The 16,211-nt window shown below is 68.3% G+C and carries 18 protein-coding genes; 7 read left to right on the forward strand and 11 right to left on the reverse strand.

The window, feature by feature from the left end; genetic code table 11:
* Positions 1 to 118: 118 nt before the first annotated feature.
* Both ACZ3TS_RS17845 and ACZ3TS_RS17850 read right to left on the reverse strand, forming a co-directional pair.
* Positions 119 to 757 (reverse strand): DUF305 domain-containing protein, encoded by a 639-nt coding sequence (locus tag ACZ3TS_RS17845; protein WP_467618793.1) that lies wholly within the window; start codon positions 755 to 757, stop codon positions 119 to 121.
* Between the two features lie 95 nt (positions 758 to 852).
* On the reverse strand, positions 853 to 1,305 hold the full coding sequence (locus ACZ3TS_RS17850) for a DUF6153 family protein (protein ID WP_467618796.1): 453 nt from the start codon (positions 1,303 to 1,305) through the stop codon (positions 853 to 855).
* Positions 1,306 to 1,595: 290 nt separating this feature from the next.
* On the opposite strand from ACZ3TS_RS17850, the gene ACZ3TS_RS17855 reads away from it, so the two are divergent.
* On the forward strand, positions 1,596 to 1,964 hold the full coding sequence (locus ACZ3TS_RS17855) for a BlaI/MecI/CopY family transcriptional regulator (protein ID WP_220295317.1): 369 nt from the start codon (positions 1,596 to 1,598) through the stop codon (positions 1,962 to 1,964).
* A complete protein-coding gene (locus ACZ3TS_RS17860) occupies positions 1,961 to 2,872 on the forward strand; it encodes a M56 family metallopeptidase (RefSeq protein ID WP_467618798.1) in 912 nt (303 codons plus the stop codon). Before ACZ3TS_RS17855 ends, ACZ3TS_RS17860 begins: the two co-directional genes overlap by 4 nt.
* 251 nt (positions 2,873 to 3,123) lie before the next feature.
* Here the strand turns inward: ACZ3TS_RS17860 and ACZ3TS_RS17865 are convergent, their stop codons facing one another.
* From ACZ3TS_RS17865 to ACZ3TS_RS17890, 6 genes are all read right to left on the reverse strand, one after another.
* Complete coding sequence (locus tag ACZ3TS_RS17865) at positions 3,124 to 5,406, reverse strand: heavy metal translocating P-type ATPase (RefSeq protein ID WP_467618800.1); 2,283 nt, start codon at positions 5,404 to 5,406, stop codon at positions 3,124 to 3,126.
* Between the two features lie 141 nt (positions 5,407 to 5,547).
* Entirely contained in the window at positions 5,548 to 5,838 is a 291-nt protein-coding gene (locus ACZ3TS_RS17870; RefSeq protein WP_467618802.1) for a heavy-metal-associated domain-containing protein, read from the reverse strand.
* A 229-nt stretch (positions 5,839 to 6,067) separates the two neighbouring features.
* Positions 6,068 to 6,322 carry a hypothetical protein gene (locus tag ACZ3TS_RS17875; RefSeq protein WP_467618804.1) on the reverse strand — a complete coding sequence of 85 codons (255 nt, stop codon included), beginning with the start codon at positions 6,320 to 6,322 and terminating at the stop codon, positions 6,068 to 6,070.
* A 307-nt stretch (positions 6,323 to 6,629) separates the two neighbouring features.
* Complete coding sequence (locus tag ACZ3TS_RS17880) at positions 6,630 to 6,953, reverse strand: hypothetical protein (protein WP_467618805.1); 324 nt, start codon at positions 6,951 to 6,953, stop codon at positions 6,630 to 6,632.
* Complete coding sequence (locus ACZ3TS_RS17885) at positions 6,953 to 7,315, reverse strand: hypothetical protein (protein WP_467618807.1); 363 nt, start codon at positions 7,313 to 7,315, stop codon at positions 6,953 to 6,955. The genes ACZ3TS_RS17880 and ACZ3TS_RS17885 overlap by 1 nt, the downstream gene beginning before the upstream one ends.
* Before the next feature lie 97 nt (positions 7,316 to 7,412).
* Complete coding sequence (locus ACZ3TS_RS17890) at positions 7,413 to 7,757, reverse strand: cation transporter (RefSeq protein WP_467618808.1); 345 nt, start codon at positions 7,755 to 7,757, stop codon at positions 7,413 to 7,415.
* A gap of 1,050 nt (positions 7,758 to 8,807) precedes the next feature.
* Between ACZ3TS_RS17890 and ACZ3TS_RS17895 the strand changes: the two genes are divergently transcribed.
* The 4 genes from ACZ3TS_RS17895 to ACZ3TS_RS17910 all read left to right on the forward strand — a co-directional run bounded on the left by ACZ3TS_RS17895 (position 8,808) and on the right by ACZ3TS_RS17910 (position 11,827).
* A complete protein-coding gene (locus ACZ3TS_RS17895; RefSeq protein WP_467618810.1) occupies positions 8,808 to 9,266 on the forward strand; it encodes a hypothetical protein in 459 nt (152 codons plus the stop codon).
* Between the two features lie 91 nt (positions 9,267 to 9,357).
* Positions 9,358 to 10,983: a multicopper oxidase family protein gene (locus ACZ3TS_RS17900; protein WP_467618811.1), complete on the forward strand. Its 1,626-nt coding sequence runs from the start codon at positions 9,358 to 9,360 to the stop codon at positions 10,981 to 10,983.
* Between the two features lie 135 nt (positions 10,984 to 11,118).
* Positions 11,119 to 11,250, forward strand: coding sequence for a hypothetical protein (locus ACZ3TS_RS17905; RefSeq protein ID WP_467618813.1), 132 nt, complete (start codon positions 11,119 to 11,121; stop codon positions 11,248 to 11,250).
* Between the two features lie 325 nt (positions 11,251 to 11,575).
* The gene (locus ACZ3TS_RS17910) at positions 11,576 to 11,827 is read left to right on the forward strand and encodes a hypothetical protein (protein ID WP_467618815.1); all 252 of its coding nucleotides are present in this window, start codon (positions 11,576 to 11,578) and stop codon (positions 11,825 to 11,827) included.
* A gap of 45 nt (positions 11,828 to 11,872) precedes the next feature.
* Here the strand turns inward: ACZ3TS_RS17910 and ACZ3TS_RS17915 are convergent, their stop codons facing one another.
* On the reverse strand, positions 11,873 to 12,232 hold the full coding sequence (locus ACZ3TS_RS17915) for an ArsR/SmtB family transcription factor (protein WP_467618816.1): 360 nt from the start codon (positions 12,230 to 12,232) through the stop codon (positions 11,873 to 11,875).
* Between the two features lie 140 nt (positions 12,233 to 12,372).
* On the opposite strand from ACZ3TS_RS17915, the gene ACZ3TS_RS17920 reads away from it, so the two are divergent.
* Complete coding sequence (locus ACZ3TS_RS17920) at positions 12,373 to 13,710, forward strand: MFS transporter (RefSeq protein ID WP_467618818.1); 1,338 nt, start codon at positions 12,373 to 12,375, stop codon at positions 13,708 to 13,710.
* A gap of 23 nt (positions 13,711 to 13,733) precedes the next feature.
* On the opposite strand, the gene ACZ3TS_RS17925 is transcribed toward ACZ3TS_RS17920, so the two are convergent.
* Positions 13,734 to 14,132 carry a (2Fe-2S) ferredoxin domain-containing protein gene (locus ACZ3TS_RS17925; protein WP_467618821.1) on the reverse strand — a complete coding sequence of 133 codons (399 nt, stop codon included), beginning with the start codon at positions 14,130 to 14,132 and terminating at the stop codon, positions 13,734 to 13,736.
* A complete protein-coding gene (locus ACZ3TS_RS17930) occupies positions 14,129 to 16,108 on the reverse strand; it encodes a heavy metal translocating P-type ATPase (protein ID WP_467618823.1) in 1,980 nt (659 codons plus the stop codon). Before ACZ3TS_RS17930 ends, ACZ3TS_RS17925 begins: the two co-directional genes overlap by 4 nt.
* Positions 16,109 to 16,211 lie beyond the last annotated feature (103 nt).

Consider the following 16,211-nt stretch of genomic DNA (forward strand, 5'->3'; position numbering starts at 1 on the left):
GGTCCTCAGGGAGAGTCGTACAGCGCCAGGACGCATGGTCCTGGAGGGGGCGGGAAGGGCAGGGATCGCCCCGGCTCTTCGGGGGCGCCGAGGAGCCGGGGCGATCGGCGGGCACGGTTCAGAGCCGGTTGAGGATGCTCTGGAGCTGCTTGACCTCGGCGGACTGGCCGGTGACGATGTCGCCGGCCATCTTCACGGCGTCGGCGTTCTTGCCGTCCTTCTGCTCGGTCTTGGCCATGCTGATCGCGCCGTTGTGGTGGTCGATCATCATCTGCGCGAACATCTTGTCGAACTCCGTGCCCTTCATGGCTTTGAGTTCTTGCATGTCCTTGTCGGACATCATGCCGTCGCCCATGTCCATGCCGGGCATGTCTCCCATGGCGGTCGGCTTGCCCCAGGACTGCAGCCAGCCCGTCATTGTCTTGATCTCGGGGTCCTGAGCCTTCTCGATCTTCGTGGCGATGCTCTTGATCTCCGAGTCGGCGGCGCGGCCGTCGGCCAGCTTGGCCATCTCTACGGCTTGCTCGTGGTGCGGGATCATCATCTGCGCGAAGTGGACGTCGGCGTCGTTGTAGGCCCCGGCTGTGGCGGTTGCCGTCACGGCCGGGGAGCTGTGGCCGCTTCCGTGGTTCATGCTGCCCATGTCGTTGCTGTCGTTGCTACATGCAGAGAGCAGCAGGGCGCCGGCGGCTACGACGCCACAGGCCGCGATGCGGCGGGCGGACCTGCGGCGCAAGGCGCGCGTAAAGACGGTCATGGTCGAGTTCACCTCATGTGTGGTTTTTTCGGCTGTTCGGGCGTACGCGAGATCGCGGAATCGCACTGGGTGCGCGTCCGCGAAGGCGAGACGGCCTACAGCCGTAGGACCGACAACTGGGTGAGATCGGGACCGCGTGGCGGAGGATTGGGGCGCTGCGCGACGGGTGCCTGCGCGAGAACGGTGGCCAGCCAGTCGGGATGGCGAGCGAATGCCGAGCGCAGGAGCGCGGCAAGCGCCCAAGCACCCAGCAGCACGCCCACGCAGAGAGACAGCATGTCCATGGTCATGGGCAGCTTGTGCGTGGAAGCCGTGTGCCCCGGGTTCTTCGCTTTGCTGGAATCGTTGGCTGGCGCGGCTGGCGTGGATTGATGCGGTAGGCGGCCCTCGCTCGTGGTGTTCATCGAACTGTGGGACGCAGTGCTCATCCCGGCGGAGCCCGAATCTTGGGGATGCCCCACCGTGTGCATGAGGAACACGCCGAGCGCGAGTACCACGACGAGCAGCAGGTGCCCGAAGGCGCCTCCTGTCCGTACATGTTTGCTCACGTGCACTGCGGAGCCTCTTCCTATCCAACTGCTGCGGGTCCCTGCCTTCCGACAGTACCGAAAGGATTGAGAGCCCGCCGTGAGAAGTTACTCCTTCTCGGTTCTACTAAGTTGCTTGACGATAAACGATACGGCGCAGCGGCATGCGTACGCGTCTGCGTGGTGGCAACTGTCTTGTGCCGAGTGCGATCCCACCTCCTCGCGACCTCGGAGAACGTGAGGACCTTGGCGTCTACGATGAACACTCACTGGTATTGGGAGTCGCGCCTTCCGGGTCGAGGGGAGCGGTCGTGCGTCGGTTGGGTGAGCTCGAGGCGGAGATCATGTACCGCCTGTGGGCCTGGGGGCGTTCAGCCACCGCGCGCGACGTGATGACGGACCTCAACAAGAAGCGGCCCATCGCCTACAGCACGGTCAAGACCGTGGCCGACATCCTGTACCAAAAAGGCATGCTCACCAGGCAGAAGGAAGGCCGGGCCTGGGTGTACACGCCTACCTGTACCCGCCAGGAGTACACCGCGTCGCTGATGCGCGACGCGCTGGGTGAGAACCCGGATCCCGCGGGGGCTCTGGCCAGTTTCGTGCAACAGATCTCCGGCGCGGAAGCGGACGCGCTGCGCTCGGCGCTCCGCGCGGTGAAGAGGCGGGGCGAGGCATGATCACAGCCGTGGCGCTGGCCGGATACGCGGCCTTGATGGGCGCCGCGGTCCCTCCCTTGTTGGCCCGGGCGCGGTGGGCCCACCGCGCGCCGACCGCTGCGGTTTTCGCCTGGCAGGGGTTGATGGTGACGTTCGTCGTCACGGCAGCCTTGTCCGTGCATCACCTCGTCCTCGGCGAGCACCACGTGCACGAAAGGCTCTTCGGGCTGCTCACCTTCTGCGGACTGGCCACATCCGCCCCGGAGGGCCGTGCACCGCTCACCATCGGGGACGCCTTGGTGATTGCGGCGCCCGTGCTGGTCGTACTGCTGCCGGCCGGTTGGCTGGTCCCGTGCATTTGGCGGGCTCGACGCGCTCGAGTCCGCCAACTGGACATGCTTGCCCTCGTGGGGGAGCCGGCACCACACGGCTACGACGCCACCGTCGTCGATTACGACGTCCCGGCCGTCTACTGCCTGTCAGGACTCCCCTCCCGCGTGGTCGTGACCCGGGGTGCGCTGGACGTCCTTTCCGAGGACCAACTGAGGGCCGTGCTGGAGCACGAACACGCCCACATCGTCGGTCGGCATCACCTGCTGCATGTACTCGTCGAAGCGTTCTGCCGAGCGTTCCCTGGCCTTCCACTCGCCCGGCACGCCAAGGAACAGACGTATCTGATGCTGGAGATGATCGCGGACGACCGCGCCCTGCGTTTCCACTCCAGAGAGGCGCTGGCTACGGCGATGTGCGAGGTCGCGGCCGGACGGGCGCCGGAAGCGGCACTGGGAGCGGGCGGGGCGGGTGTCCTCATCCGCCTGCGGCGTGTCCTCACTCCGCAGCCCCGCCCGCACTGCGCGATCTGGCCGGCGGTCGTGGTCGCCACGGGCACGGCTCCGTTGTTGCCGCTGCTGCTGGCGTGTGTGCCCTGACGCTGTCAGGGCACACACGGATCCCCAGTTGCGCATTTACCAGGGGCACCTCACCGGAAGTCCCGGCCGCCTTCCTATTGCAAGTGCCGGGGGGTGCCAGCACTACGGCGCGGGCTCCCGGCTGCGAGATGCCCAGCCACCCTAATGCTAAGTTCCTTAGCTGACCAGTGGGGGTTGCCGGTGGCGCCTCCGACAGGGTGAGGCGCCCGAGCCGAAGGCTCGGGCGCCTGTCGTCGACGCCTGGGATGTGCCTACTTGAACGAGCGAAGCCGCAGACTGTTGGTGACGACGAAGACCGAGGAGAAGGCCATCGCGGCTCCCGCGATCATCGGGTTGAGCATGCCGAAGGCGGCCAGGGGCAGGGCGGCGACGTTGTAGCCGAAGGCCCAGAAAAGGTTCCCCTTGATGGTGGTGAGCGTTTTCCGGGAGAGGCGGATCGCGTCAGCGGCCACCCGCAGGTCGCCGCTGACGAGCGTCAGGTCGCCCGCCTCGATCGCCGCGTCGGTGCCGGTGCCCATCGACAGTCCCAGATCGGCGGTGGCGAGCGCGGCCGCGTCGTTGACGCCGTCGCCGACCATTGCAACCGTGCGGCCCTCGGTCTGGAGCCGTTTGACGACGTCCACCTTGTCCTGGGGCAGGACCTCGGCGATCACCTCGTCGATGCCGACAGAGCGGGCGACGGAGTCGGCCACGAGCTGATTGTCGCCCGTGAGCAGGACAGGACTCAGACCCAGGCGGCGCAGTGCCGTGACTGCTTCGGCGCTCGTGTCCTTGATCGCGTCGGCCACGGTGAGCACACCGCGCGCCTCGCCGTCCCAGGCGACGGCGACCGCCGTGCGGCCCTCTGCCTCCGCCGCGGCCTTGGCCTCGGCCAGCTCACGGGGCAGCTCGATGACCCATTGCGCCAGCAGCTTCTCGCGCCCGACGAGCACCGCGTGGCCGTCGACGACTCCTTGGACGCCCAGACCCGCGACATTCTCGAAGTTCTCCGGCACCGGCAGGCCCCCGGCCCGCTCGACAGCCCCAGCGGCGATTGCCTGGGCAATGGGATGCTCGGAGGCGAACTCCACCGCGCCTGCCAGTCGTAGCATTTCGGCCTCGTCCACGCCCGGAGCTGTGAAGACGTCTTGCAGCTGCATCCGCCCGGTGGTGACCGTTCCGGTCTTGTCCAGGACAACGGTGTCCACGCGCCGTGTGGATTCCAGGACCTCAGGACCCTTGATGAGAATGCCCAGCTGGGCACCGCGGCCGGTGCCGACCATCAGCGCAGTCGGTGTGGCCAGGCCCAGCGCGCACGGGCAAGCGATGATCAGCACGGCTACCGCGGCAGTGAACGCCGCAGTCGCGTCACCGCTGACGAACAGCCACGTCAGCAAGGTCGCCAGGGCGATGAGGATGACCACGGGGACGAAGACGGCGGAGATGCGGTCGGCGAGCCGCTGCACATCGGCCTTGCCGTTCTGCGCGTCCTCGACCAGCTTGGCCATCCGGGCAAGCTGGGTGTCCGCGCCGACACGGGTGGCTTCGACGACGACCCGGCCTCCGGCGTTCACCGTGGCACCCGTCACCGTGTCCCCGACGCTTACGTCCACCGGGACGGACTCGCCGGTCAGCATGGAGGCGTCGACCGCCGAGGCGCCCTCGACAACCGTGCCGTCGGTGGCGATCTTCTCGCCGGGGCGTACGACGAAGCGGTCTCCGACCGCCAATTGCGCCACCGGTATGCGCGCTTCGGCACCGTCACGCAGCACTGAAACGTCCTTGGCGCCCAGTTCGAGCAGCGCCCGCAGCGCCGTGCCCGCCTTACGCTTGGCTTTCGCCTCGAGGTAGCGCCCGGCCAGGATGAAAGCGGTCACGCCGGCCGCGGCTTCCAGGTAGATCGAGGAGGAAGCGTCGGCTCGGGAGACGGTGAACTCGAAGCCGTGCCGCATGCCCGGCATTCCGGCGTGCCCGAAGAACAGAGCCCACAGGGACCAGCCGAACGCGGCGAGCGTGCCTATGGATACCAGTGTGTCCATGGTCGCGGCGCCGTGCCGGGCGTTCGTCCAAGCCGCCTTGTGGAAGGGGAAAGCGCCCCAGACCACCACAGGTGCGGCGAGCGTCAGTGACAGCCACTGCCAGTTGCCGAATTGCAACGCCGGCACCATCGCCATCAGGACGACAGGGACGGAGAGCGTCACAGAGACCAGCAGACGCTGCCGAAGTGAGAGCAGCTCTCGGTCTGCCGCCGGAGTGGCCTCGTTCTGGAGCGTGTCTCCGGTCGGAGGAGCGGGCGGTGGAGGCTCCTCGGCGGTATACCCGGTCTTCACCACGGTGGTGATCAGGTCCGAGACCTCGACGCCGTCCGTGTAGGCGACCTTCGCCTTCTCCGTGGCGAAGTTGACCGTCGCCGTGACGCCGTCCAGGCGGTTGAGTTTCTTCTCGATACGGGCGGCGCACGAGGCGCAGGTCATGCCGCCGATGGAGAGTTCGACCTCGTGTGTGGGCGCGGGCGTCGTGCCGGACGGCGTCCGTTGGGTTGCCGTGCTGGTCATTGCGTGTCTCCTGGTGAAGGCCGGGACGTACGGCGTCCGTATCAGCGGAGCGGTACGTCCCGGCGCGGGAGTGAATTCGCAGAGTGCCGGGTCGGGAAGACCGGCAGTTCTATGCGGCAGCGCTCGGCGTCCGCCATCTCGTCAGACCTTGCCGACAAGCTCGTATCCGGCCTCGTCGACGGCGGCGCGTACGGTCCCCTCGTCCAGCGGGCTGGCGGACGTGACGGTGACCTCGCCGGTCTTGGCGACTGCTGTGACCCCGGTGACGCCCTGCAGAGCGGATATCTCCTGAGAGACGGCGCTCTCGCAGTGGCCGCAGGTCATGCCGGAGACCTTGTAGACGGAGGTGACACCGATGCCCTGAACATCGGTCGCGGTGCCGGAGCCACAGGAGCCGCCGCAGCAGGAGCCGGAGATCGTCTGATCGGTCATGGTTACTTCCTCAGGGTGTGGTGACGTGGTCGTCTGTGAGGCCAGTGGGGTACCTGGCCCCTTCTTGCCGACACGGAGACTATACCCCTGGGGGGTATATAGAAACTGTGATGCGGCCTACAGGTCTCTGCCTGCTGACGCCTCAGCGGGGAAGATGTTTGCCGGTCGTGGCTGAAAGCAGTGACCGCGCGGCGCTGGGTTGCCGGGGGGACGATTCCCCCTGCCCATGTCAGACCGCCATCGTCACCAGCATGGCGGCCATGGTTGCGCCCATGCCGATATGTGCTGCCAGTGCCGCATCGGGTGCTGCGCCGAGTTTGCGGCGCCGGCCGCGATCGGTGCGCTCGGCCGCCCGTGCTTTGTCCCATATCGACAGGGTCAAGGACGCCAGGAACACGTCCGGCATGGCTAGCGGCCAGCGCCCCCAGCCCGGCCAGAAGCGCGACTCCTGTTGCTGGTCCCCCTTACGCGCGCCCACACGCATGCGGCGAGGAGATCTCCACCGGCCGCGAACCGTATCTCGCCGGGGGTGGTGGCTAGGTGGACCGTACTGACGGCCGCTACCGGAGCGGCGACTGCTGCAATGGACCAACTGAGAGCGAGGTGTCCCATCGTCGCCTTCCCGAACGTCTGAACGCTGTGGGCCGTGGTGGCCGGATGCAGGTTCGCCGCTTGTGGCCGGCGTCACCGCGAATGTCCTAACTGCTATGGCACTTAGTACGTCCGGGGTTTCAAGCAGTGTTCAAAGCGACTGATGTGGTCGAAGGAGGAGTGGCCCGTCGGGCGTGGTCTCAGGCGGCCCGCTGGGCAGACTCGTCTACGCCGCGGACGGTGGTCTCCCCTGAAGTTTGCGTGGGCGCCGGGCGTGTGTCGGGCAGTCGAAGTCCCTTCGGAGCCAGGGCGTTGACGGCGACGATGAAGCTGGATCCGGACATGGACAGCGCGGCGATCTCCGGGCGCAGGACCAAGCCGAAGGCCGGTTCGAAGACGCCGGCGGCGATGGGCACGGCCAGGGCGTTGTAGCCGATGGCCCAGCCGAGGTTCTCGCGCATCTTGCGTAGGGTGCCGCGGCCGATACGGAGGGCGATGGGCACGTCCAGCGGGTCGGAGCGCATCAGGACCAGGTCGGCGGTCTCGATGGCGACGTCGGTGCCCGCGCCGATCGCGATACCGAGGTAGGTCTGGGCAAGAGCAGGCAGGTCCGGGCGCGGAGGGCTCGCCAGGCGCCCTCGAAGAAGATCGTGCACGAGTAGAGGATCACCGGCAGGCTCAGCAACAGAGCCCACACATCCTCGCGCAGCCCGAAGCGGACGGGCGCGTCCAGGTGGAGGACGTTCTTGCCGATCGGCGACCAGATCACGATGGGGATCGAGAAGAGCGCGGCGACGAGGAAGCGGTTGCGCATGTCGGCGACCATGGCCGCCATCGACATGCCCTCGTGTCCGCCGCGGCCCATCATCTCGTGCGGCGAGGGCATCGACTCGTCAGGCTCGGGGCGGGGATGCTCCTCGGAGGCGCCGGGTTCGCGGACGGAAGGTGCAGGCCCGCCCTCGGGAAGCACACTGGTACCGGCGTTACCTCGGTTTGCCTGGTGCCGGTGCCGTCGTGGGCGGATCGGGTTCTGCCATCGGGTCGCAGACGTGCGTCGGGACGGACTGACCCGCACAGTGGTAGCCGCACTCCTCGACCCAGTGCCGCGGCTCGGCCAGGGACGTACGACGCGGGTCGAAGACCACCGTCGCCGTCTCGGCCACCGGGTTGGCTTCCACATCGACAACGCCCGGCCGCCGGCCAAGGACCGCGGGGATGGTGCTCTGCCGGGAGGCCCACCGCAGACCCCGCACGTCGAGCACGGCAGTACTGCGATCCTTGGGCGCTGCCGCGGCGCCGCGCTCCATGTCGTGGTCGTGCACGGTCACTTCTCCTTTGAGGGTTCTGCACCAGAAGGGCGCCCCGTGGCCGTGCGCAGCGGGAACGGCCGCAACTCCGGCCGACGGGGCAGACGCGATGGTTCTGCGAGCGCAATCGAGTAGCAGGCCGCCTGGAGCCTGGCAAGGGTCGGCAACGGGGTGAAAACGAATCAGGCCGGGACACGGATGCACGAGCCAGGGCGCGGTCGCGGCCGGTCACGAAGCGCGCCTACCGCCGAGAGCCTCACGACGGCCGGTTCCCCGCAGCAGTGCTGTACGTGAAGGCATCGATGCGACGCATACGGTGGCCGGGGCCGGCAGTGTGCATCAGCGCCCCCTCAGATGATCGCCCCTACTTCGACGGTGACAGCTATGGGGATTAGTAGCAACACCGCGGCAGACGTCCACGATCTTGCGCTTGCCTGGGCTCAGGCGCGCTCCCTCTAGCCGGACGGGGTAGTAGTGCAGTACCCCTCGCTGCCCGGGGCGCGGCGGCGGCCACCGCTTGCGGCGTGTCCCCTCGTAGGAGAACCCGTCAGGCGCGGACAGCTGAGCGATGGAGGCTCCGTGGGTGGCGAGCTGTCAGCGACCGGGCGTGCCCGCCGTCACGACCGCAGAGTTCAGGCTGTGATCGTTCATCCGGTGTTGCATGCCGCTTGCTGTCACAGACAGTCCCGCAATTCGAGCCCGTCTCTCCGCGCCACTCTGCCTCGGCAACCGACTCGATGGCAGCGCAAATCCAATGGCAGCGCAAATCCAGCAGAGGCGCACAGGCACAAAGGCGTTCGACGGAGGAGTGCCCCTGTCTCCATGGCCGGCTGGATCGTTGTTCATAGCAGTCAATTTCCCCGGTCAGCGGGACGAGTGAGCACCTGAGTGCGGATCCCCCTGATCGCTGCAGGACCCTCGCCTGTCGTTGCTGGACGACGGAGGTGGCGGGCTCGGCCGTCGACACCTTGATCTTCATCACACCTCAAGGGGAGCAAGCCGAGTGGCAAATATACCCCACCCCCGTATATTGGTGCTGAGGTCTACCCGGACGAATCAGGTGCACAAGCGATGACGACAGCCCAAAACCGGCGGAGTGAATCCCCGGCCAGCGCCATGCGCTGGACTTGGGTTGTGATCATCGTGCTGCTCGCCGCGTTCGCCGTTCTCGTCCACCACGACGCACCCTCTACGACAACCGTGGGCTCGGCCTCGACCATGAGCGGCATGCCCGGGATGAGCCACACGTCCGCGTCCGCAGGGATGGCGTCGGCGGCCATGGCCATGGACGACAAGGTCCTTCGGGTCGCCGCACCGCCCATGGACGGCGAGCACGGCGCTTGCTCGGGCTTCCTCACGGGGCACTGCTCGACCGCGAGCGTCGACACGCTGCAGCTCGTGCCCCCTCCTGCCGCACCCTTCGCCGCCCATACGGACGCCCCGTACGGCCTGTTCGTCGGGCACGTGCCTCCGGGGACGGCGCTTCGCGCCCCGCCCGATCTCTCTGTCCTTTCTCGCCTGCTGATCTAGGCCGTTCCCGAGGCGCCCTCGCGCCCTGTTCGGGAGTGAGGTGTGCCCGCACACGGCCTGACCGACGGCACATCGAGCAGAGGACCACCACATGAACAGCATCAATCGCCGCTCCGTCCTGCTGGCCGGACTCGGCGCCGCGGGCGCGGGCGCGCTCGCCGCGTGCAGCAGCAGTTCCGGTAATTCCAGCGCCGAGCCCGCCCTGATCAGCCCTCGCGGCCCGCAGGTCGCTGCCGCAGACAAGAAGCGCACGAGCACCGGCAAGGTGCAGAAGGTAACCCTGACCGCCGCGCCCGCCGTGCTCGACCTGGGCGGCGGCGCCATGGTCAAGAGCTGGGCTTTCAGCGGCCGAACCCCGGGCAAGGAACTGCGGCTGTCTGCCGGCGACACGCTCGCCGCCGAACTCTCCAACCAGCTGCCGAACAAGACCACCACGTCCATCCACTGGCACGGCGTGGCCCTGCGCTCCGACATGGACGGCGTGCCTCCGGCCACCCAGGCCGCCGTACGGGCCGGCAGCAACTTCACCTACCGGTTCGTCGCAGACACCCCCGGAACCTACTTCTTCCACCCCCACGTCGGCGTCCAGCTCGACCGCGGCCTGTACGCACCCCTGATCATCGAAGACCCCAAAGAGCCGCTCACGTACGACAACGAGTGGGTCATCGTCCTCGACGACTGGGTTGACGGCGTCACGGGCACCCCCGACGAGGTCTTCGCCGAGCTCAAGCAGGGCATGGGCGACATGGGCGGAATGGGCATGGGGAACTCCAGCTCGTCCTCCCACGACATGGGCGACATGGGCGGCATGGACATGAGTGGCGGGAGCATGGACGCAATGAGCGCCTCGCCGTCCCCCTCTGGGGGCGGTATGTCGATGAAGTTCATGCTCATGCACTCCGACAGCGCTCTCCTGGGCGGGGACGCCGGGGACGTCAAGTACCCGTACCACCTGATCAACGGCCGTGTCCCTGCCGACCCGGACGTCTATACAGCCAAGCCCGGCACACGGGTCCGGCTACGCATCATCAACGCCGGCGGCGACACGGCTTACCGCGTCGCGCTCGGCGGCCACAAGATGACCATCACCCACACGGATGGATTCCGGGTCCAGCACCAGCACGTCGACGCCGTGCTGGTCGGCATGGGGGAACGCTACGACGTCCTGGTCACCCTCGCCGACGGCGTCTTCCCCTTGGTCGCGCTGGCCGAGGGCAAGAACACAAACGGCATGGCGCTGGTCCGTACCGGATCCGGCAGCACGCCGAAGCCCACCGTCCGACCCGCAGAGCTGAACGGCATGATCATGAGCGCCTCCCAGCTCAAGGCCGCTGACGACATCCGGCTCTCGACGAAGAAGGCCGACCGGGTGCACCGCATCGAGCTCACCGGCGACATGGCCGCGTACAACTGGGCCATCAACGGCAAGCGGTTCGACATGAACGACCCGACGGCAAACCCGATCCTCGTCGAGGAGGGCGAGCGCGTCCGACTGGACTTCGTCAACACCACCACCATGTGGCACCCGATGCACCTGCACGGCCACACCTACCAGATCGGCAACGACGGTCCGCGCAAGGACACCACGATCGTCCTCCCGAAGAAGACGGTGTCCGTCTACTTCGATGCCGACAACCCCGGCCAATGGTTGCTGCACTGCCACAACGCCTATCACGGGGAGGCAGGGATGATGGCGCTGATCGCATATCAGACCTGAAATAAGGCAGGCAGGTAAGCCCTGTTCGCCGATCATCATCCCCCCAGGGCCATGTCCGTCGTGGTCACGGCACACGCGCTGAGCTTCCCCGCCCGACAGGCTCGTGGTGACCCGGTTGAGATACGTGGTGGGCAAATGGACTCGGTCCAACAGGAGGGCCGCTTCATGCCGGTCAAGATCGGGTCGACCGATGCGCAGGTCGTCCAGCACGGTGTCGGTGAGCAGGACGGGCTGTGTTCGCGCTCGTCGGGACGGCTCTGGGGCTGAGCGCCCACCATCTGGTCGCCGAAGGGGCGGCACCATGGCTGCCAGGTCTCATAGCGGCCGCGGTGCTGTTCGGTGTAGGGCTCGCCGGTACGAGGCGGCCACACACACTGACCTCGACGGTCGCGGTGTGCGGTGCTGCTCAAGCGGGTCTGCACCTGTGGCTGGCCATTGCCCATCCTCACCAGACGGCCATGGTCATGCCCGCTGATTCCCACCACGTCATGGACGCCCACGAAGCGTGGCACGAGCGGCTGCACAGTTCTGTGGCGATGACCGTCGTGCACGCTGCAGCAGCTGTGCCGCGAACGGCGAGAACCCGGCGCCCGTGCTCAAGTTGAAGGCCGCTGCACCCGGCGCGAAGCCCGCCAGCCCCTCTGCCAGTGAGCCCGCGACGCCCTCACCCTCGCCCACCGTTGAAGAGAGCGAAACCTCGGCCTCTCCCGTCGCCGAGGCAAAGAGGGAGGAAGACGAGGGCGGGCTGCCGTCGGGCGCCTGGATCGGCATCGGTGCCGCGGTGATCGTCGCGGCGGGCGGCGTCGCATACCTCCTGCGCCGCAGGACCGGCTCCCAGCAGTAGCTCCATCCCCGGTCACCAGCAGAGGCCCTCAGCCGGCCGCCACCCTCAGTCGTGGGGAGCCTTGCCGCTCACCCGGTGGTCGGCATGGCTGAGGGCCTCCATCACAAGACGGCGCAGATGCCCGTCGCGGAGGCTGTAATACACGTGCCGTCCCTCACGGCGCGTCTCCACCAGGCCCGCCAGACGCAGCTTCGCCAGATGCTGGCTGACGCCCGTCCGCGACGCCGCGCACCGCTCGGCCAGCGAACCGACGTCGGCTTCACCCTGCGCGAGCAGCCACAGCAGATGCAGCCGGGTGGTGTCGGACAGCATCGCGAACACTTCGGTGGCTTCCGCGAGGCGGGCACTGTCCGGCGCACGCAGATGCGTATTGGATGCAGTTGGCAGTGGCTCGCGAGCAGACATGCACACAGGGTAGAACCCCGCACCGGACGGTTGCGGGCGAAGGCGGCCCGCAAGAGATGTAAACATGTGCGCAGATGCGCACCTATGGATACAGTGGAGGACAGTCGTGTTCGTCTCGCCCGCGTCCATGGGATCCCCGCATGCTGTCCGTCCTGCGCAACCCCACCTACCGCCACCTCTTCACCGCCCAGGTCATCGCCCTGGTCGGCACTGGCCTGGCCACGGTCGCGCTCGGTCTGCTGGCGTACGACATCGCGGGCGCCGACGCCGGATCGGTGCTCGGTACAGCGCTGGCGATCAAGATGGTGGCGTACGTGGCGATCGCTCCGGCCATCGGCGCGGTAGCCGACCGGCTGCCGCGGCGCGCGCTGATGGTGGGCGCGGATCTGACCCGGGCCGCCGTCGCGCTGATAATGCCGTTCGTGGACCAGGTCTGGCAGGTGTACGTCCTGATCTTCCTGCTCCAAGCCGCATCGGCCGCGTTCACGCCGACCTTCCAGGCGGTCATCCCCGACGTACTCCCCGAGGAGCGCGACTACACCCAGGCGCTGTCCCTGTCCCGCCTCGCTTACGACTTGGAGAGCCTGTTCAGCCCGGCGCTCGCCGCCGCTCTGCTCTCCGTGATCACGTACAACTGGCTGTTCCTGGGCACGGTGGCCGGCTTCCTCGCCTCGGCCGCCCTCGTCGTCTCGGCGGTATTGCCGAAGCCGCTGGCCGGCACCACGCCGCGTACCGGCAGCGTCTACGCGAAGGCCACCGCGGGAACCCGTCTGTTCTTCGCCATCCCGCAGTTGCGTGCGCTTCTTGCCCTCAACCTGGCGGTGGCGGCGGCGAGCGCGATGGTGACCGTCGACAGCGTGGTGTACGTCCGCGACCAGTTCGGACGGAGCGCCGCGGACGTGTCGCTGGCGTTGGGCGCGTACGGCGGCGGCTCGATGATCGTGGCGCTGATACTGCCTCGCGTCCTGGCAAGGGTCACCGACCGTGCGGTGATGCTGCGCGGTACCTTGCTGCTCACGCTGGTCTTCGCCGCGCTCGGCGCCGTCACGGCGGCCGGGACCGGAGGCTGGCAGTGGCCCGCGCTGCTGATCGTCTGGGCGGCGTTCGGCGCCGCCTGCTCGATGGTCCTCACGCCCACCGGTCGGCTGATCCGTCGCTCCGCGCCGCCCGAGGAACGCCCGTCGGCGTTCGCCGCCCAGTTCTCCCTGTCGCACAGCTGCTGGCTGCTGACGTACCCGCTGGCCGGATGGCTGGGCGCGGCGGCGGGCCTGCAGTCTGCGGTGATCGCGCTGGGGGCGATCGCCCTGACGGCCGGACTTCTGGCGGTGCGTCTGTGGCCGTCGAAGGAGCGGGTGATCGTCGAGCACGAGCACAACGATCTGCGCGATGGCCATCCGCACCTCGTGGAGGCGGTACGGGGGCCGAACGGCTGGCGGCACAGCCACGCCTATCGAGCCGACGCGCTGCACACCCCCTGAGGGAACGCGTCGGCGGAGCGCGCTCAGTCCTCGACGGCGGCCCGTCGTATCCGGCGTGAAGGCCCGAAGGCGTACAGGTCGAGGATCTCGGGCATCTCGGTGAGGCCTGGTCCTCCGGCGCGTATCCAGGCCGCGATGTCGGCAGTCGCGTCCGGGTCGTTGACCAGCCCGAGCCAGACCGGGCGCCCACTGGCGGCCCGTCCAGCCGTTGAGGGCTGTACGACGATGACGTTGGCCTGCTCGCAGGCGTCGAGGCAGTTCACCACCCGGATCCGGGCAGCCGACGACAGTTCGGTCTTGAGCGCCGCGAGTTGGGCGGCGTGGTCGACGCCGGGGATCTTGTCCGTGCCGCAGCAGCAGCCTCGGCACACGGTGACCGTGCACCGGGACTCCGCCTGTGGGGAAACCTTGCGGCGGCTCACTGGACTGCCCGTTTCCACGCCGCCTCGCGCAGCAGCCGCAGTCCGTTGAGGCCGACGATGACGGTGGACCCTTCGTGGCCGGCCACGCCGAGCGGCAGCGGCAGGGTGCCGATCAGGTCCCAGGCGACCAGGCCGGCGATGAAAATGCCCGCGATGATCAGGTTCTGCACGACCAGCTTGCGGGCCCGGCGGGACAGCGCGATCACGGCGGGGACCGTACGGAGCTCATCGCGGACGATCACCGCGTCGGCGGTCTCCAGCGCGAGGTCGGATCCTGCCCGGCCCATGGCGAGGCCGGTGTGGGCGGCCGCCAGGGCAGGGGCGTCGTTGACGCCGTCACCGACGACCATCACCCTGCGGCCCGCATGCTCCAGTTCGTTGACCGCGTCGACCTTGTGCTGCGGCAGCAACCCTGCCCGTACGTCGTCGATGCCGACCTCGCTGGCCAGACGGGCGGCGGCACGCGCATTGTCGCCGGTCAGCAGCACAGGTGCAGTCCCGGTGAGGGACGTCAGGGAGGCCACGGTTGCGGTGGCGTCGGTGCGGAGCCGGTCGGCGATGGCGAGCAGTCCGACGGGGGCGCCGTCCACGGAGACCAGGACGGCGGTCCGGCCGGTGTCCTCCAGTTCGCGTACGACGATGGCCGCTCGCGCGGAGTATGCGTCCGAAGAGCCCTCCAGCAGCCGTGCCGGTGCGCCGACCGCGACCGCTCGCCCGCCGACGGATGCGGTCACCCCGACTCCGGGCGTGGAGTTGAAGTCGTCCGCTACAGGGAGGTCGAGTCCCTGCTCGCGCGCTGCGTCCACGACGGCGCGGGCCAGCGGGTGCTCGCTCGGGTGTTCGGCCGCCGCGGCGAGGGTGAGCAGTTCGTCCTCGTTCAGCCCGGATCCGGCGAGCGGCCGGACGTCGGTGACGCGCGGTGTGCCTTCGGTCAGCGTTCCGGTCTTGTCGAGCGCGACTGCGTCGACCTGTCCGAGTCGTTCCATGACCACCGCCGACTTCACGAGCACGCCGTGGCGCCCGGCGTTGGCGATCGCGGACAGCAGCGGCGGCATGGTGGCCAGGACCACCGCGCACGGCGAGGCCACGATCATGAAGGTCATGGCGCGCAGCAACGAGTGGGCGAGCCCCGTGCCGACGGCGAGTGGGATGAGGAAGACGGCGATCGTTGCCGCGACCATGCCCAGCGAGTAGCGCTGTTCGACTTTTTCGATGAACAACTGCGTGGGCGCCTTGGTCTCGGATGCCTCCTCCACCATCCGGACGATCCGGGCGATCACGGTGTCGGAGGCATCCCGCTCGACACGTACGCGTAGGGCGCCGGTGCCGTTGAGGGTGCCCGCGAAGACCTCGTCGCCCGCCTCCTTGGCGACGGGCAGCGGCTCACCGGTAATGGTCGCCTGGTCTACGTCACTGGCCCCCTCCAGGACACGGCCGTCGGCGCCGACTCGCTCACCGGGCCGGACGAGGATGATGTCCCCGACCGCGAGTTCTTCGACAGGGACGATCACTTCGCTTCCATCGATGTCGAAACGGGTCGCCTTGGCGGGTGCCAAGTCCAGCAGCCCTCGCACGGAGTCGGCCGTCCGCGCCGTGGCCAGCGCCTCCAGCGCGCCCGACGTGGCGAAGATGACGATCAGCAACGCGCCGTCCATCACCTGACCGATCGCCGCCGCCCCGAGAGCCGCCACGATCATCAGCAGGTCGACGTCGAGGGTCTTCTCCTTGAGCGCCTGCAGGCCCGCCCATCCCGGCTCCCAGCCACCCGTCGCGTACGACAGCGCGTACAGGGGCCCCCACGCCCACGCAGGGGCACCGGTCAGCTGCAGCGGGAGCGCGAGCAGGAAAAGGATGGTAGCCGCGGCGGCCCAGCGTGCCTCGGGCAGGGCGAAGACCCGGGTGCGGCGCCAGGATGCACCGCCATCGCGCTGGGTCGCGGCCCGGTCTGTGGAGGGAGCGGTCAGGGTGGAGCGCATGGGAGACGAGGGTCCTTCACGACGGCATGACGAGATGACGGCAACCGGGGCAAGCCCGTGCCACCCGTCCACCGTACAGGAACAGATGAAGACCCATTCATGC

This window comes from Streptomyces sp. NPDC022910 (genome assembly GCF_055561075.1).

Excerpts from the sequence above, each read along its gene's own strand:
- ACZ3TS_RS17845 (WP_467618793.1), bottom strand. The coding sequence starts at position 757 with ATGACCGTCTTTACGCGCGCCTTGCGCCGCAGGTCCGCCCGCCGCATC.
- ACZ3TS_RS17860 (WP_467618798.1), top strand. The coding sequence starts at position 1,961 with ATGATCACAGCCGTGGCGCTGGCCGGATACGCGGCCTTGATGGGCGCC.
- ACZ3TS_RS17865 (WP_467618800.1), bottom strand. The coding sequence starts at position 5,406 with ATGACCAGCACGGCAACCCAACGGACGCCGTCCGGCACGACGCCCGCG.
- ACZ3TS_RS17870 (WP_467618802.1), bottom strand. The coding sequence starts at position 5,838 with ATGACCGATCAGACGATCTCCGGCTCCTGCTGCGGCGGCTCCTGTGGC.
- ACZ3TS_RS17875 (WP_467618804.1), bottom strand. The coding sequence starts at position 6,322 with ATGCGTGTGGGCGCGCGTAAGGGGGACCAGCAACAGGAGTCGCGCTTC.
- ACZ3TS_RS17880 (WP_467618805.1), bottom strand. The coding sequence starts at position 6,953 with ATGCGCTCCGACCCGCTGGACGTGCCCATCGCCCTCCGTATCGGCCGC.
- ACZ3TS_RS17885 (WP_467618807.1), bottom strand. The coding sequence starts at position 7,315 with ATGCCCTCGCCGCACGAGATGATGGGCCGCGGCGGACACGAGGGCATG.
- ACZ3TS_RS17895 (WP_467618810.1), top strand. The coding sequence starts at position 8,808 with ATGACGACAGCCCAAAACCGGCGGAGTGAATCCCCGGCCAGCGCCATG.
- ACZ3TS_RS17900 (WP_467618811.1), top strand. The coding sequence starts at position 9,358 with ATGAACAGCATCAATCGCCGCTCCGTCCTGCTGGCCGGACTCGGCGCC.
- ACZ3TS_RS17905 (WP_467618813.1), top strand. The coding sequence starts at position 11,119 with ATGGACTCGGTCCAACAGGAGGGCCGCTTCATGCCGGTCAAGATCGGG.
- ACZ3TS_RS17915 (WP_467618816.1), bottom strand. The coding sequence starts at position 12,232 with ATGTCTGCTCGCGAGCCACTGCCAACTGCATCCAATACGCATCTGCGT.
- ACZ3TS_RS17920 (WP_467618818.1), top strand. The coding sequence starts at position 12,373 with ATGCTGTCCGTCCTGCGCAACCCCACCTACCGCCACCTCTTCACCGCC.
- ACZ3TS_RS17930 (WP_467618823.1), bottom strand. The coding sequence starts at position 16,108 with ATGCGCTCCACCCTGACCGCTCCCTCCACAGACCGGGCCGCGACCCAG.